Genomic DNA, 13265 nt, shown 5'->3' with positions numbered 1-13265 from the left:
TCCGTATCGAGGTCAGCGACCCACGCGGAGAACGGAACCCCGCACCACGTACCGCCGACGACGACGAATGCTTCGGACGCGGCCTGCTCATCGTCGCGCAGCTCACCGACCGCTGGGGAACCGAACCCCGCACCATCGGCAAAACCGTCTACGCGGAAATCGACCTGCCCCGGGAAACAAGCACGGCCCGAGAAGCGGGCCGGGGCCGGCGATCGAACCCGTGACGGACGAGTCCCTGTGGGGCATCGTCGCCCTCATCATCAGCTTCCTCGCACTGGTCTTCGGGATTCTGTACGCCCTCACCTGGCAACCCGAACCCGCCCCACTTCCGCCACTGCCACCGGACCGCAGCGACACGTACACCTACACCTGCCACTGCCACCGCACCCCCGCCACCGTCACCATCCGCCTCGACCAAATCCCCCGCCGACAAGCCATCGGACACTGGATGCGGGAGAGCTTGCCGGGGTGAGCCTGCGGCGTACACGAGATCGTTCCGGGCTCGCAGCCGGGTCACGACGTGGATTCGACGGCTCCGTAACCGCCGAGGACGAGAACTTTCCGTTATACCGGCGCCCCCGCCAGCGAGTCCAGGAAGAGCGCCGCCGCCAGGAGGTGGGCGCTGCCCCGGGGGTGGAGGTTGTTGTCGCGGAGGTCGCCGTCGAGGCGTTCCAGGGCGGGGGCGCCCCGGCCGCTGCCCGCGCCGCCCTCTTCGAGGACCTCGCGGGCGCCGTTCTGGACCCGGCGCAGTCCGTGGGGGCCCGCGGTGTGGAGCAGGCCGGTGTCCTGGAGGGTGGACATGACGGTGAGCAGGGCGTCGAGGCGGGCCTCCGGTTCGCGGGCGCCGGCCTTTCTGGACGTACGTAATACCTTCAACGCCCTTCGTACGTGCGGGAATCCGGCGCGGGCCTCGCCGCGCGCGCCGGCCGCTCCGAAGCGGGACGCCGCCGCGGACCCGGGGGATGGGGTCCGCGGCGCCGTCCCGTCGGGGATGGCGGCGATGCGCCTGGCTGTGGTGGGCAGTTCGTCGGGGGCGGTACGAGGTTCGAGCGCGGCGGCGGCCACGAGGAGGCCCAGCGGCCAGATGGCGCCGTGGTGCAGGGCGGTGCCCGCGTTGGCGCGCGCCATGGAGCGTTCCGTACCGCGTCCGATCGCGCCCAGCTCCCTGCGGAGCTGACGGCTGGGGCCCTCGTCCGCGCGCCGGGCGGCGGCGGCCATGGCCGCGAGGCCGGGTGCCAGCGAACGCGCCGACCAGCGCAGCGCGCCGAAGTCCGCCTCGCGGGTGTCCGGGAGGCCGGGCTTGGGGGTCAACTCGGCCTCGGCCAGCAGGGCGTGGATCGCCGTGTCCGCCAGCGCCTTGTCCTCGCGGCTCATACCGTTTCCTTCTCTGCTCAAGATCTGTTCAGGATCTGTCAGGTTCCGTTCAGGATCTGCTCAGGAGGGGGCACCGGTCGGGGGCGTACCGGTCGGAGGTGTACCGGTCGGAGGCTCGCCGCCCGCACCGCCCCCGCCACCGCCCGCGCCGGTGTTCTCGGCGTCCGGGTCGATACCGAGGACGATGGTGCCCTTGTACCCCTTCGAAGGATCCTTCTTGTGGACGGGCGTCAGGGCCAGCAGTCCGCCGGCCGCGCCGTTGTCCTCGTACACCATGTCATCGGCGAGCTTGGTGTAGCTGCCGGAGTGCTGGGAGTACGGCTCCAGTGTGAAGATCTCGGCGGCCGCGTCGTCGTCGAAGAACAGCTGGCCGGTGAAGTTGGCCTTGCCGCCCTCGTAGGTGCCGTCCTCCTTCTGGCCGCCGGTGTGCACCTTGACGTGGATGTGGCAGGTACGCGGGGTGTACCAGCCGGGGAAGATCGTCTTGAACTCGACGACCCCGTTGGCGTTGGCGATCTGGTAACCCCGAAGGTACGTACGGTCGTTGGCGGTCGAGCCGTCCTCGCTCTCGGCGGGCGCGCTGCCGCCGGGGTTGGCGGTGGTGTAGCCGGAGTAGTAGCCCCACGCGTCGCAGTGCCAGATCTCGACGGCCGCGCCGGCGACCGGAGCGCAGGACTCGGTGGTGTCCTGGACGGTGATCCGCAGGCTGAGCGGGACGCCCGCCTTGCCCTCGGTGATGTCTTTGCGTACGAGCGCGCCGTCCAGGTAGTACGGGCCCTCGGTGACGCTCGACATCAGGACACAGGTACCGGTGGTGGCCGCCGCCGTCGCGGTGGTGGTCGTACTGGTCTCCGTACCGCTGTCGCTCCCCTCCTCCGCCGCGAAGGCGTTGATACCGACCGCCACGACCCCCGCACCCGCCACCGCGCCGCCACCGATGACCAGTGCCCGACGCCGGCTCACACTCTTGTCCGCGTGTTTCGCTGTCATGTACGGAACCGTAGAGAGCGAGCCTGGGAGCGACCCTGCCCTGACCTGTGGGCCGGCTGTGAGCGGTGATCCGGTACGGGGGCGGTGATCCGGTACGGGGGCGGTGATCCGGTACGGGGGCAGTGATCCCGTACGGGGGCAGTGATCCCGTACCAGGGCAGTGATCCCGTACGGAAACCGGAGCGCGGCGCTCCACCCTCGCCGAGCCGGAAACCGGAGCGATACCCTCCGCAGACTCTCCACCAGCTCTCCGTCGGTTCCCCACCTCCGCGTCAGCACCAAAAGAAAGCGCTGTCACACCTCTCGACAATCATGCGGCCGCGCCCGGATCCTTCAGTGACGCATGAGATGAACGTGGCAGAAGAGGTGGAAAATGATCACACGCAGAACGCTGCTCGCCGCGACGGCCGGCGGCACCCTGCTCGGTGGGGCCCTGGCGACAGGAACCGCACACGCCGACGCGACAGTCGCGGTGAACCCAGGAACCTCGTACGGAACGTGGGAGGGCTGGGGCACCTCCCTGGCCTGGTGGGCCAATGTCTTCGGCGACCGTGACGACTTCGCCGACCTCTTCTTCACCACCAAATCCGTCGCGTACGGCGGACGGACGCTGCCGGGCCTGGGCCTGAACATAGCCCGGTACAACCTTGGCGGGTCCAGCTGGAACACCGTCGACGGGGATTCCATGGCGGTCTCCCCCAACATTCCCTCGTTCAAGCAGATAGAGGGCTTCTGGCAGGACTGGCGCAACGAGGACCCCACCTCCTCCGCCTGGAACTGGAACGCCGACAGCGCCCAGCGGGCCGCCCTGGTCAAGGCCACGCAGCGGGGTGCGATCAGTGAGCTGTTCTCCAACTCGCCGATGTGGTGGATGTGCCTCAACCACAACCCGTCCGGCGCGGCCAACGGCGGCAGCAACCTCCAGTCCTGGAACTACCGCCAGCACGCCTCCCACCTCGCCGCCGTGGCCCTGCGCGCGAAGAACAACTGGGGGGTGAACTTCGCGACGGTCGACCCGTTCAACGAACCCTCCTCCAGCTGGTGGACCGCGACCGGCACCCAGGAGGGCTGCCACATCAACGCGACCGAACAGGCCGCGATCCTCCCGCTGATGCGCAGCGAACTCGACAAGCGCGGTCTGAACGGCATCCGGCTCGCCGCCTCCGACGAGAACACCTACGACCTCTCCCGCACCACCTGGAACGCGTTCGACCCGGCGACCAAGGCGCTGGTCAGCCAGGTGAACACACACGGCTACCAGAGCTCGGGCGGCCGTCGCGACCTGCTCTACACGGATGTCGTGACCACGGCGGGCAAGAAGCTCTGGAACTCCGAGACCGGCGAGAACGACGCCACCGGCCTGACCCTCGCCTCCAACCTCTGCCTCGACTTCAACTGGCTGCACCCCACCGCGTACTGCTACTGGCAGGTCATGGACCCCAGCCCCGGCTGGGCGATGATCACGTACGACCCGAGCAGCCGCCAGCCCGGCGCCGTCCAGACCAAGTACTACGTGATGGCCCAGTTCAGCCGGCACATCCGTCCCGGGATGACCATCCTCAACACCGGCGTCGACTACGCGGCGGCCGCGTACGACCCGGCGCAGCGGCGGCTCGTCATCGTCGCGGTGAACCCCGGCGCCGCGCAGAACCTCACCTTCGACCTGTCCCGCTTCGCCCAGGTCACCGGCGGCACCAACGGCCTCGTCCGCCGCTGGTCCACCCAGACCTCGGGCGGCGGCGACCTCTACACCGAACGCGCCGACACCTTCCTCAACGGCAAGCGCCTCACCGCGAACTTCGCGGCGGCGTCGGTGCAGACGTTCCAGATCGACGGGGTGGTTGTCTGACGCACGGTGGCGGTCATCGCCCGCGCGGGCGATGACCGCCGAGGGAGCCCCGGTATCGGTCGGCTGAGACATCGTGTGTGCTCCTGTCACTTCCGCAACACGAGTATCCAATTCCCCCTATGCGCACACGAGTACAGCTCTCCGGCCGGCCGGGTTGTTTCCCGGAATGGGTGAAGGCGTCATTGTTCACCAACGCCCACCTGAAGGTCGTCGAAATGTCCCACAGCCATTTGCCCTGGCCAGGGGCTTCTGTTCGAATTTCGGAAGGGTCGCGGTCCGGCCCGGTTCGCTTGTAGTACAGGCAGAGGCAACAGGCAACCCTTCCGAACCTGATCCACGCGGACGCCTCGCATGTCAAACTCATTACCGAGGCGGCAAGGAATCACTCCGGTCGCCGATCCAAGGCTTTTGTATTCTTTAGCGTGAAGGATGCGTTTGGCGTGGATGGGCAATTGAACTTCGGATCTGAATTACGTCGGCTGCGCCACGAATCAGGACTCTCGCTCGGGAAGTTCGCACAGGCCATGAATTACGACAAAGGCCATCTGAGCAAGGTCGAATGCGGTAAGCGGCGGGCTACAATCGAACTTGCCCGGCGCTGCGATGCTTTTTTCGGCGCAGGCGGGAAGTTGCAGCGACTGATCGAACCGAAAACACTGCAAGAGATCCCTTCCGCCAAGGATGAGCAGGGATCAGTGGCTCGCCGGAAGTTGCTCGCAACCGGAGTGGGATCGCTGATCGGATTGGGTCTGGTTTCGTCCGATGGCGCCACCTGGTCCGAAGGGCCATCCGTCGAATCCCCGTTCCGCGCGCAATTCGACCACATGCGGAAACTCGGTCAGAGCGTCGATCCGGTGATGATCCTTCCTCTGCTGAAATCTCAGACCCGCACCGTGGTTCAACTCGCTGCGGCAGGCGGCTCACGCGACCGGGCTGGGCTGCTCGTCCTCGCCGCCCGTTTCGCGGAGTACGCGGGCTGGATGGCACAAGAGGCGGGCGACAACGAAGCCGCTCTCGGATGGACCGGGGAAGCCGTCGAACTGGCCCGTGCCGGGGGAGACCTCGACCTCGCCTCCTACGCGCTCGTCCGACGTGCCTTGGTCACCTTCTACGACTCCGACGCGGAGCAGACCATCGCCCTCGCGAGTCAGGCACAGGACAGCGGGCTGCCGCCGAGGATTCGCGGCCTGGCCACCCAGCGCAAGGCGCAGGGGCAGGCGCTGACAGGTGATGAACTGACCTGCCTGAACAGTCTCGACCAAGCGCGTGAACTGCTCGGATCCGCTGACTCCCGAACCGGTACGGAGCCGGTGCTCGGCACCACCAGCGTGGCAGATCCGGTGGCCATGGTGACCGGCTGGTGTCTCTACGATCTCGGACGCCCGAAAGCGGCTGCCAAGATCTTCGACCAGGAATGCTCGCGCATCGCGCCGCAGGCATTTCGCACGCGGACCAGGTACGGCATGCGGAGGTCACTGGCCCATGCCGCCTCGGGAGAGGTCGAGCATTCCTGCGAAATCGCCAAGGAACTGCTCGACATCACCGCGACGGTGCCTTCGGCGACAGTGAAGGCCGACATCCGTCGACTCGCCAAAGAGCTTTCGAGGTTTCGGGCCAATCGGGCTGTGCGTGATCTCCAGCCCGCACTGGCCCAGGCTCTCAGCCCCTCCGCGAACTGATTCACCTATGACGCAGCGGCTGTACGGCGTACGGATTCCCCAGCGCCGTTCAGCCTGTCGGCCTGCCCTGAAATCGGGCATCCATTCGGTCCCTTCATCTTCGAATGAGGAATTCATCATGCCGGACATTTTTGTGAATTACCGTACGGGGGACGAGGAAGGCGCCGCCACTCTCGTGGAACGCGAGCTTTCCCGGCGCTTCGGCAACGAACGGGTGTTCCGCGCCAGCAAGTCGATCGACCCGGGGCACCGTTTTCCGCAGGAACTGATCACCGCGGTCCGCCGCAGCAGTGTCCTGCTCGCCGTCATCGGACCACGCTGGGCCGAGGCGCGGTCCGCGGACGGTCGTCGGGCGCTCGACGACCCCGCGGACTGGACGCGGCGCGAAATCCTGGAGGCCATGGAGAGCGGCGCCTTGGTCATTCCCGTACTGGTGAACAAGGCCACCCGGCTCGATCGCCGGGCGCTGCCGGCGGAAATGCAGGAGCTGGCGGATTACCAGTACCGGAGGCTGGACTTCCGTGACACGGAGGCCGACCTGTCCGGGCTGGCGGATGAGCTGGCCGATCTCGTACCACAGCTGGGCGCTGCCGACACCGCGCGGAAGACCGAAAGCGACCAGCAGCAGGCGGCGGACAGGCCGGGAGACAGGAGCGGGGAATTCCGGGGCACATCACTTCAGGCCCGCGAGGTCAAGCAGCGACAGCGCGGTGGTATCGGAAATCTGAACGGGGACTTCTCCGGCACCTTCATCAGCGATCCCCAAGCTCCGGTGCACACAGGTGATGGAGATCAGTACAACGCTCCACGGTTCTCCGGTGACAACACAGGCGTGAACTACACCGGAGGTGACAACTCCAGCACCGTCCATCAGCGGTTCGAGCGCAGGCGACGGGCTGCGGAAGAGGGCGAATGACAGGCAGTGACGGAGCTTGGATCAGCGATCCTCAAGGCCCGGTCCACAGCGGCTCCGGTCCGCAGTTCAATAACCTCACCTTCACGGTCGGCGCCCCAAGTCGGCCGGCAGGCGCTGACCCGATCAAAGTTGTCCAGCAGCTCCGACACCAACTCAACAGACGGTTCATCCCCCCGCTTAACTACGGGGAAGCCACCGAACGGATGGCGGTCCCGGGTGCGGTGGTCCTGCTGGACGGGCCGCGTGGCAGCGGACGACGGACAGCGGCAATCATGCTGCTGCATCGACTCGGAGAGTGGGAAGGACGGTTCGAGGAGCTCTCGGCGGAGCAGGACGAAGGCAGCTTGGATGCTGCCCCCAGTGACCGTTTCTTCCTCGACCTGTCCAATACCACCGCCGAGAACTACCGCGCTGCCCAGCGGCTCATCACTTGGTACCGGGCGGAGTCACAACCCTACGGCGCACGGTTGGCCGTCGTACTCCCGGCAGGTCTGAATGATCTCAACCCCGAACTCGAACCGTTGGTGGTTCGGCTCGGCAGGCCGCGCGGGCTGACAGTTCTCAGCCAGCACCTGCGCGCGGACGGCATTGTTTTTGGGTTCGAGCAGTTGGCCGGGCTCGAACTGGGGCAGATGCTCAGCCACTCTCCGATGAGTGAGCTGGCTCGGCTGTCCTGGATGACCAGGCAGGCCAGGGACAGCGGTCAGTACGGTACTGACTTCCGCTCCTGGTGCGCCGAGGCCGTGGCCGCGGTCACCAACCGGACGCGGGAAGCGGCCGGACAAGTGAGAACACATCGGACCGCGAATGAGCGGGCGTTGCTGCTCACCACCGCCATGTTGAACGGAGCATCCGCCGACGCGGTTTTCCAGGGAACTGACGACTTACTGAAACAGCTCGGCCATACGCCGGACGAGACATCTCGGCTCGCGCAGCAGGACTTCGGCGAGCAGTTGGAATCCCTGAAGATCAAGCGCGATCGTGAGAATCGGGTCGGTTTCCAGGGACTCGCCTACGACGGGGCGGTTCGGACGCACTTCTGGGCCAACTTTCCCGATCTGCGCGAGGGGTTGAGGGACTGGATCGTCGGCTCCGTCAGACTGCCGGGCCTCACGGCCGGTGACCGGATGAACGTGGTCGCGCGCTTTGCCGAGCAGTGCCTCACCGTCGGCAGTCCGGAGCACCTCTGCACCCTTGCCGAAAGGTGGACGGAGAGAGGAATGGATTCGCCGTCTCTCAAACCGATGCGGGAAGAGGCAGCCGCCGCCCTCGAACAAGGTCTCAGTCATGAGCGGTACGGGGCTGGTTTCCGCAGGCAGATCTACGACTGGGCGACCGCGTCCAGTCTGTCAGCCGATCTGGTTCGGGTACTGATCGATATTTGCCGACAGGTGATGGCGGCAACCCACCCCGACCAGGCTCTGGTGAGGCTGCACCACCTCGCTCTTCGCCGGGGCGGGGAGGAGATCGGAGAAGCCCGTACAGCCCTGCTCGCACTCGCGGGCAGTGATCGTCGGCTGTACCGGCGGCTGGTCGATCGCCTCCATACCAGGCTCCGCAACCAAGCCGAACCCAACCTGGAGTTGCTCAGCGAACTCATTGAGCGGAGCGCGCTGCCGCTCGACACGCCATGGACCGAGCTGACCCGCGCCTGGCGCACAGTCCTGGCGGATCAACCAGCAGCCGACTGGGCTCCGAAAGTCCATCGCTGGCTTGATGTAGTTCAGGAGGACAAGTACTGGGAGCCGGTGCTGGATGTCCTGCTTACCGCAGCCTCCGGACGGGCGAATGTGCTCAACCGCCTCTATATGACCACGTGCGACTGGGTCCAGGCGGACTCCTTGACCTCGATGTCCTCTCGTACTGCCAGGGACGGGGTTGCCACGCGGTTCTGGCAGAAAATCGATTCCGCTCAGGGCGCTGTGTGTTGAACGCAGACCCGGAGTGAAGGACTCAGGAGAGATCCAGTGAATTTCAGGACGAAATCAGTTTCGACTCTTCTCATCTGCGGACTGGCTCCCGTAATCGTAGGAGATGCTTTCGGCTGGTCCTTGTGGCTGCGAATTCTTGTGCCGACAACCGTGCTTTCCGGTGTCGCGCTCTTGCTGGTGTTGAACCACTCGGGCCCTGCCCGCGGGAACGGCTCACAGTTCGAGGAAGATCCGCCCACGGTCCCTGAAACACCGGCCGAACCTCCGTATCGGGAATTTCACCTGAGCGAAGTGATGCTTCCGAGTTCGATGGCCGACTACGATTTTATTTTCTCGGCCACAGTGTGGTGGCGGCCGGCCCAAGGTTACTCACGGACCTCCGATTCGTATCTGCCGAACCTTGCCAGGGCTTCCATTCTGAATAGGGCGCGAGCCATCACCGGGCAGGAACACCCCAGTAGATCAGAATTCGTTCGGTATCTGCTCGATGGCGCCCTGGGATCACCCGGGCTGGACGAATCGGCATCGGTGACCGCGCTGGCGACCGATGCCAGGCTCGATCTGGCTCATGCCGATCGGGAAAGACTTCAGGAAATTGCCGGACTCCGAAAGGCGGAGCAGGCATGGGAACAGCAGCGCCAATACGAACGGAACAAGCGGGCTTATCTGGGTGACGAGGTATTGAAAACCCCGGGCAGTGCAGTGGTGTGGTGGCTGGCAAGGCACGACGACGAGGTGGAAAAGGCGGTGGAGATGATCGGTCCGCTCGCTCAGATCGCGGCTGCCGCAAACGACACCGAGGTCCCCGAGCTGTTCCAGCATTTGGTAGCGCCAGCGGACGTTCCGATCGGTAACTGTGATTACCCGGAGCATCACGGACAAGCGGGTATCTACTTTTCTCCTGGAACAGGGAATCCCGGTACCGGCGACAAAGCAGTTGATCACCTCTCCGGATGGCTTGACGAGTGCGGTCTGGCGGAAGGATCCGACGAGCGAGCAGTTTTTGCGCACCGAATCGCCCGGTTGCAGGAGAGCGCAAGTCGTTCTGCAACAGCCGACCGTAGCGGACAAGGATTTACTGACCAGGCTTCCGATCCCAGTAGTGATCGCCCTTCGGAGGCTGATAACGAATTCGCCACTGGATCTTCGCTGCCCACCGACCCCGCGGCTACCGAGAATATTGCAGACGTGGGGCCGGATTCCGAGTACGACAGTGGAGGGGTGCAGGAAGAGAAGCAAGAAGAGAAGAAGGAAGAGGAGAGGGAGGATCCGGGGGAACCCGGAATTTACGACTCGACCGGACTGCTCGGAGGAACAGGATCGCCGGCAGATAGGCCGGACGCTTCCTCCACGGAGACCGGACGCGAATGGTGGGACCAGAACCGCGATGGGAAGTGACCTGTTGTTGACGTCTGTGGATGTTCTTAAAACGATCGAGCGTCAGGCGGCCACATCATTTTCCGGACGGCCTCTTGTTTCTGCGTCCAGAGGAGCTGCTCGGGAGTGAGTTAGGTGACCATCTCACCCTGTCCGAGGCTCGATCCGTTGCCTCACTCCGTACAGCTGACACCGAATTTTGTCAGGCGGCGTGGCATCGAATCGTGCAGCTGGCCCAGAGCCATGAGATTCATGAAAGGGAAAAGGGTCCCCGATTGCGGTCTGGTTGATTATTCCGCAGTTACGGTCCGGCGTCTTCAGAATTTCTCGCCAGCAGGGCGTGGAAGTATCCGATGCGAGGGACTCCATGATCGATGGTGCGCCGCTCGGATTGCGCTCGATTCGACCGGTGGAGAACCATATTCGCGCAACTCTTATTGACGCGGCATACAGTGCCGCCAGAAAATCACAAGGACATCCTTCGTGGGAGATTTCACTGGATGATGGAGGCTTGGCACAACAAGAGCGATTGGCTCACCAGCCAAACCTGAGGAGAGGGAAATTCTCGGAGCGATCGACATTAAAAGAAACTCGGCCGGGTTGGCGACCCGGCTCGATGGGATGCGTTTTGGTGCACTGGCCCAGCACTTGGGAGTGATGCCGCGACTTCGTGTGATCAGCCGGGAAGATTTGCTCAGGGGGCTGGGCATTCAGGATCGATTATTGTATCCAGATGATATTGAGAAAGACGCCGCCCTTGCTGTAGGGCGCAGCGAGCGGACCGGCCGACTCGGCCGCCGACCCGTCCGGGTCCCCGCGACGACAGTGGGCCACCCGCCACAACACCCTTCCGCGCCGAGCCAGAATGATGGACCGGTCCGAGCGGGCCGGGCCGGGGAGTGAAAAGGGGGCAGTCAGGGTGAGCGAAGTGGGGCAGTCATGGTGAGTACGCTCGGTGTCGCCGTCGTGGGATTCGGCTGGATGGGGCGGGTGCACACCCAGTCCTACGCTCGCCTCCCGCACCACTTCCCCCAGCTGCCGGTACGGCCCGAGCTGGTCGCCGTAGCCGACGAAGTGCCCGGCCGGGCCGAGGAAGCCGCAGGTCGGTACGGGTTCGCCCGCGCCGTCCTGGACTGGCGCGAGATCGCCGCCGATCCCCGGGTCCAGGCGGTGAGCATCACCGCGCCCAACTTCCTGCACCGTGAGATCGGCACGGCCATGGCCGAGGCGGGCAAGCACATCTGGATCGAGAAGCCCGTCGGGCTGACCGCCGGGGACGCCCGCGCCGTCGCCGGAGCCGTAGCCAAGGCCGGTGTCCAGGGCACGGTCGGTTTCAACTACCGCAACGCCCCCGCCGTGGCCGCCGCCCGCGAACTGATCGCCTCGGGCGGGATCGGCGCCGTCACCCATGCCCGTATCCGCCTGTTCAGCGACTACGCGGCCCACCCCGAATCCGCGCTGACCTGGCGGTACGAGCGCGAGCGCGGCGGCAGCGGGGTCCTGGGCGATCTCGCCTCGCACGGGGTGGACCTGGCCGGACACCTGCTCGGCGACATCACCGAACTGACCGCCGACACCGCCGTCTTCCTGCGCGAACGGGCCCGCCCCAGCGGTGCCACCGCGGGCCACACCCGTGCGACGGGCGGCGAGCTGGGCCCGGTCGAGAACGAGGACTACGTCTCCTGCCTGCTGCGCTTCGCCTCCGGCGCGCGCGGTGTCCTGGAGGCGTGCCGGGTCTCGGTGGGCGAGCAGAACAACTACGGTTTCGAGATCCACGGCACCAAGGGCGCGGTTGCCTGGGACTTCCGTCGCATGGGCGAACTCGGCGTCAGCCGGGGCACCGCCTACCAGGACCAGCCCGTCAGCACCCTCCATGTCGGCCCCGGCCACGGCGAGTACGCGGCTTTCCAGCCCGGCTCCGCCTCCGCCATGGGCTACGACGACCTCAAGGTCATCGAGGCGTACCACTTCCTGCGCTCCGTCGCCGAGTCCACCCCGTACGGCGCCACCCTGGAGGACGCCGTGCTCAGCGCCGCGGCACTGGACGCCATGGCCCGCTCCGCCGAGAGCGGTACGTGGGTGAGCCCGGCGTGAGCGCGCCATCGTGGCCGACGGCGTAGCGCCCGACGCCATAGGGGGGTTGGCGGCATAGGGGCTGACGGCCCTGCCAACTGCCTTCCCTGTCCCGTACGTTGAAGGGCCCCGCCGCGATCGGTGGGGCCCTTCGATATATGCGTTTCTTCCAGTCGGCCGGGCTTACCCCCGTAAAACCCGGCCAACTTCCGGGAGTTCGAACGCATCCCGAGACACGGAGATGCCCATCCAGTAGACAGACACTCTGGTGTGAGCCGCTCCTCCCAGAACGTACACCCTGGTTGTGGGAGGTTGGCAACTAGAGTGTGTCAAATGCCAGGGCATTCCCTGCTCCTCACGCACTGGAGTGGACACAGCGATGATCGTGACAAGGATGTACCGGACGTGACGGACAACGAGCCGCACACCTTCGCGCAGCTGCTGGACTACCTGTTCGAGCAGGTTCACCCGGAGAATCGCGGGCCCTACACGTACGCCGAGGTCGCCGCGGGCATCCAGGAGGCGTCGGGGGATCAGGGCAGGGGGCTCACCGCGAGCGCGATCCAGCAGTTGCGCACCGGGGTCAAGAAGAACCCCACGCGACACACCATCAAGGCGCTCGCCGACTTCTTCGGTGTGCCCGCGGGCTACTTCGTCGACGAGGAGGCCGCTCACCGGACCCGGGCGGAGATCGCCGTCCTCGCCGCCATGCGGGACCGGAACGTCCGGAGCGTCGCCCTGCGCGCCAACGGGCTGAGCACGGAGACCCTCCAGATGGTGGCGACCGTGATCGAGCAGGCCAGGATCCTGGAAGGACTGCCGGGCGAACCCGCCCCGAACAAGCTCAACTTGGACGACTAGAGGCCGCTCGTCCGGCTCATGGAGGAGGCCGGTCCTGCCGAAGGCAGGTCGCACCAGAAGCCGGGTCGTACCAGAAGTCGGGTCGTACCAGAAGTCGGCCCTGCCGGAGGCAGGTCGTACCGGAGGCAGGTCCGGAGGCCGGTCGTGCCGGAGGCCAGTCGTACCGGAGGCCAGTCGTACCGGAGGCCAGTCGTGCCGGAGGCCGGTCGTACCAG

Annotated in this window: 11 protein-coding genes; 9 read left to right on the top strand and 2 right to left on the bottom strand. The window is 65.8% G+C overall.

The annotated features are described in order from the left end of the window. Positions 1-224: ATP-binding protein (locus ACIP8W_RS22805; protein ID WP_402204364.1), on the top strand; the 224-nt coding region annotated here is incomplete at its 5' end. Continuing rightward, positions 221-472: a hypothetical protein gene (locus ACIP8W_RS22800; protein ID WP_402204362.1), complete on the top strand. Its 252-nt coding sequence runs from the start codon at positions 221-223 to the stop codon at positions 470-472. The genes ACIP8W_RS22805 and ACIP8W_RS22800, both read left to right, overlap by 4 nt. A 92-nt stretch (positions 473-564) precedes the next feature. Here ACIP8W_RS22800 and ACIP8W_RS22795 read toward each other — a convergent pair whose 3' ends face one another. Continuing rightward, entirely contained in the window at positions 565-1374 is an 810-nt protein-coding gene (locus ACIP8W_RS22795; protein ID WP_401958897.1) for a triphosphoribosyl-dephospho-CoA synthase, read from the bottom strand. A gap of 60 nt (positions 1375-1434) precedes the next feature. Then, positions 1435-2364: an intradiol ring-cleavage dioxygenase gene (locus ACIP8W_RS22790; protein WP_402204359.1), complete on the bottom strand. Its 930-nt coding sequence runs from the start codon at positions 2362-2364 to the stop codon at positions 1435-1437. Positions 2365-2737: 373 nt separating this feature from the next. On the opposite strand from ACIP8W_RS22790, the gene ACIP8W_RS22785 reads away from it, so the two are divergent. The 7 genes from ACIP8W_RS22785 (at position 2738) to ACIP8W_RS22755 (ending at position 13050) form a co-directional block, all read left to right on the top strand. Beyond that, complete coding sequence (locus ACIP8W_RS22785) at positions 2738-4213, top strand: glycoside hydrolase (protein ID WP_402204357.1); 1476 nt, start codon at positions 2738-2740, stop codon at positions 4211-4213. Between the two features lie 422 nt (positions 4214-4635). Beyond that, on the top strand, positions 4636-5892 hold the full coding sequence (locus ACIP8W_RS22780; RefSeq protein ID WP_401954615.1) for a multiprotein-bridging factor 1 family protein: 1257 nt from the start codon (positions 4636-4638) through the stop codon (positions 5890-5892). Positions 5893-6010: 118 nt separating this feature from the next. After that, on the top strand, positions 6011-6808 hold the full coding sequence (locus ACIP8W_RS22775) for a toll/interleukin-1 receptor domain-containing protein (RefSeq protein WP_401954993.1): 798 nt from the start codon (positions 6011-6013) through the stop codon (positions 6806-6808). Then, positions 6805-8739 carry a hypothetical protein gene (locus ACIP8W_RS22770; RefSeq protein WP_402152097.1) on the top strand — a complete coding sequence of 645 codons (1935 nt, stop codon included), beginning with the start codon at positions 6805-6807 and terminating at the stop codon, positions 8737-8739. The genes ACIP8W_RS22775 and ACIP8W_RS22770 overlap by 4 nt, the downstream gene beginning before the upstream one ends. Before the next feature lie 36 nt (positions 8740-8775). Beyond that, a complete protein-coding gene (locus tag ACIP8W_RS22765; RefSeq protein ID WP_401954620.1) occupies positions 8776-10137 on the top strand; it encodes a hypothetical protein in 1362 nt (453 codons plus the stop codon). 918 nt (positions 10138-11055) lie between these two features. Further along, positions 11056-12210 carry a Gfo/Idh/MocA family protein gene (locus tag ACIP8W_RS22760; protein WP_401954623.1) on the top strand — a complete coding sequence of 385 codons (1155 nt, stop codon included), beginning with the start codon at positions 11056-11058 and terminating at the stop codon, positions 12208-12210. A gap of 384 nt (positions 12211-12594) precedes the next feature. Next, positions 12595-13050: a Secondary metabolite protein gene (locus tag ACIP8W_RS22755; RefSeq protein WP_402152089.1), complete on the top strand. Its 456-nt coding sequence runs from the start codon at positions 12595-12597 to the stop codon at positions 13048-13050. Positions 13051-13265: the final 215 nt, after the last annotated feature.

Origin of the sequence: Streptomyces sp. NPDC088554 (genome assembly GCF_044752945.1) — a bacterium.
GTDB lineage: Bacteria > Actinomycetota > Actinomycetes > Streptomycetales > Streptomycetaceae > Streptomyces.
The sequence above is the reverse complement of the archived record's forward strand: the minus strand, read 5'-3'. Positions and strand labels throughout refer to the sequence as shown.

Coding starts and splice junctions, on each gene's coding strand:
- ACIP8W_RS22795 (WP_401958897.1), bottom strand. CDS start 1,374: ATGAGCCGCGAGGACAAGGCGCTGGCGGACACGGCGATCCACGCCCTG.
- ACIP8W_RS22790 (WP_402204359.1), bottom strand. CDS start 2,364: ATGACAGCGAAACACGCGGACAAGAGTGTGAGCCGGCGTCGGGCACTG.
- ACIP8W_RS22785 (WP_402204357.1), top strand. CDS start 2,738: ATGATCACACGCAGAACGCTGCTCGCCGCGACGGCCGGCGGCACCCTG.
- ACIP8W_RS22775 (WP_401954993.1), top strand. CDS start 6,011: ATGCCGGACATTTTTGTGAATTACCGTACGGGGGACGAGGAAGGCGCC.
- ACIP8W_RS22770 (WP_402152097.1), top strand. CDS start 6,805: ATGACAGGCAGTGACGGAGCTTGGATCAGCGATCCTCAAGGCCCGGTC.
- ACIP8W_RS22760 (WP_401954623.1), top strand. CDS start 11,056: ATGGTGAGTACGCTCGGTGTCGCCGTCGTGGGATTCGGCTGGATGGGG.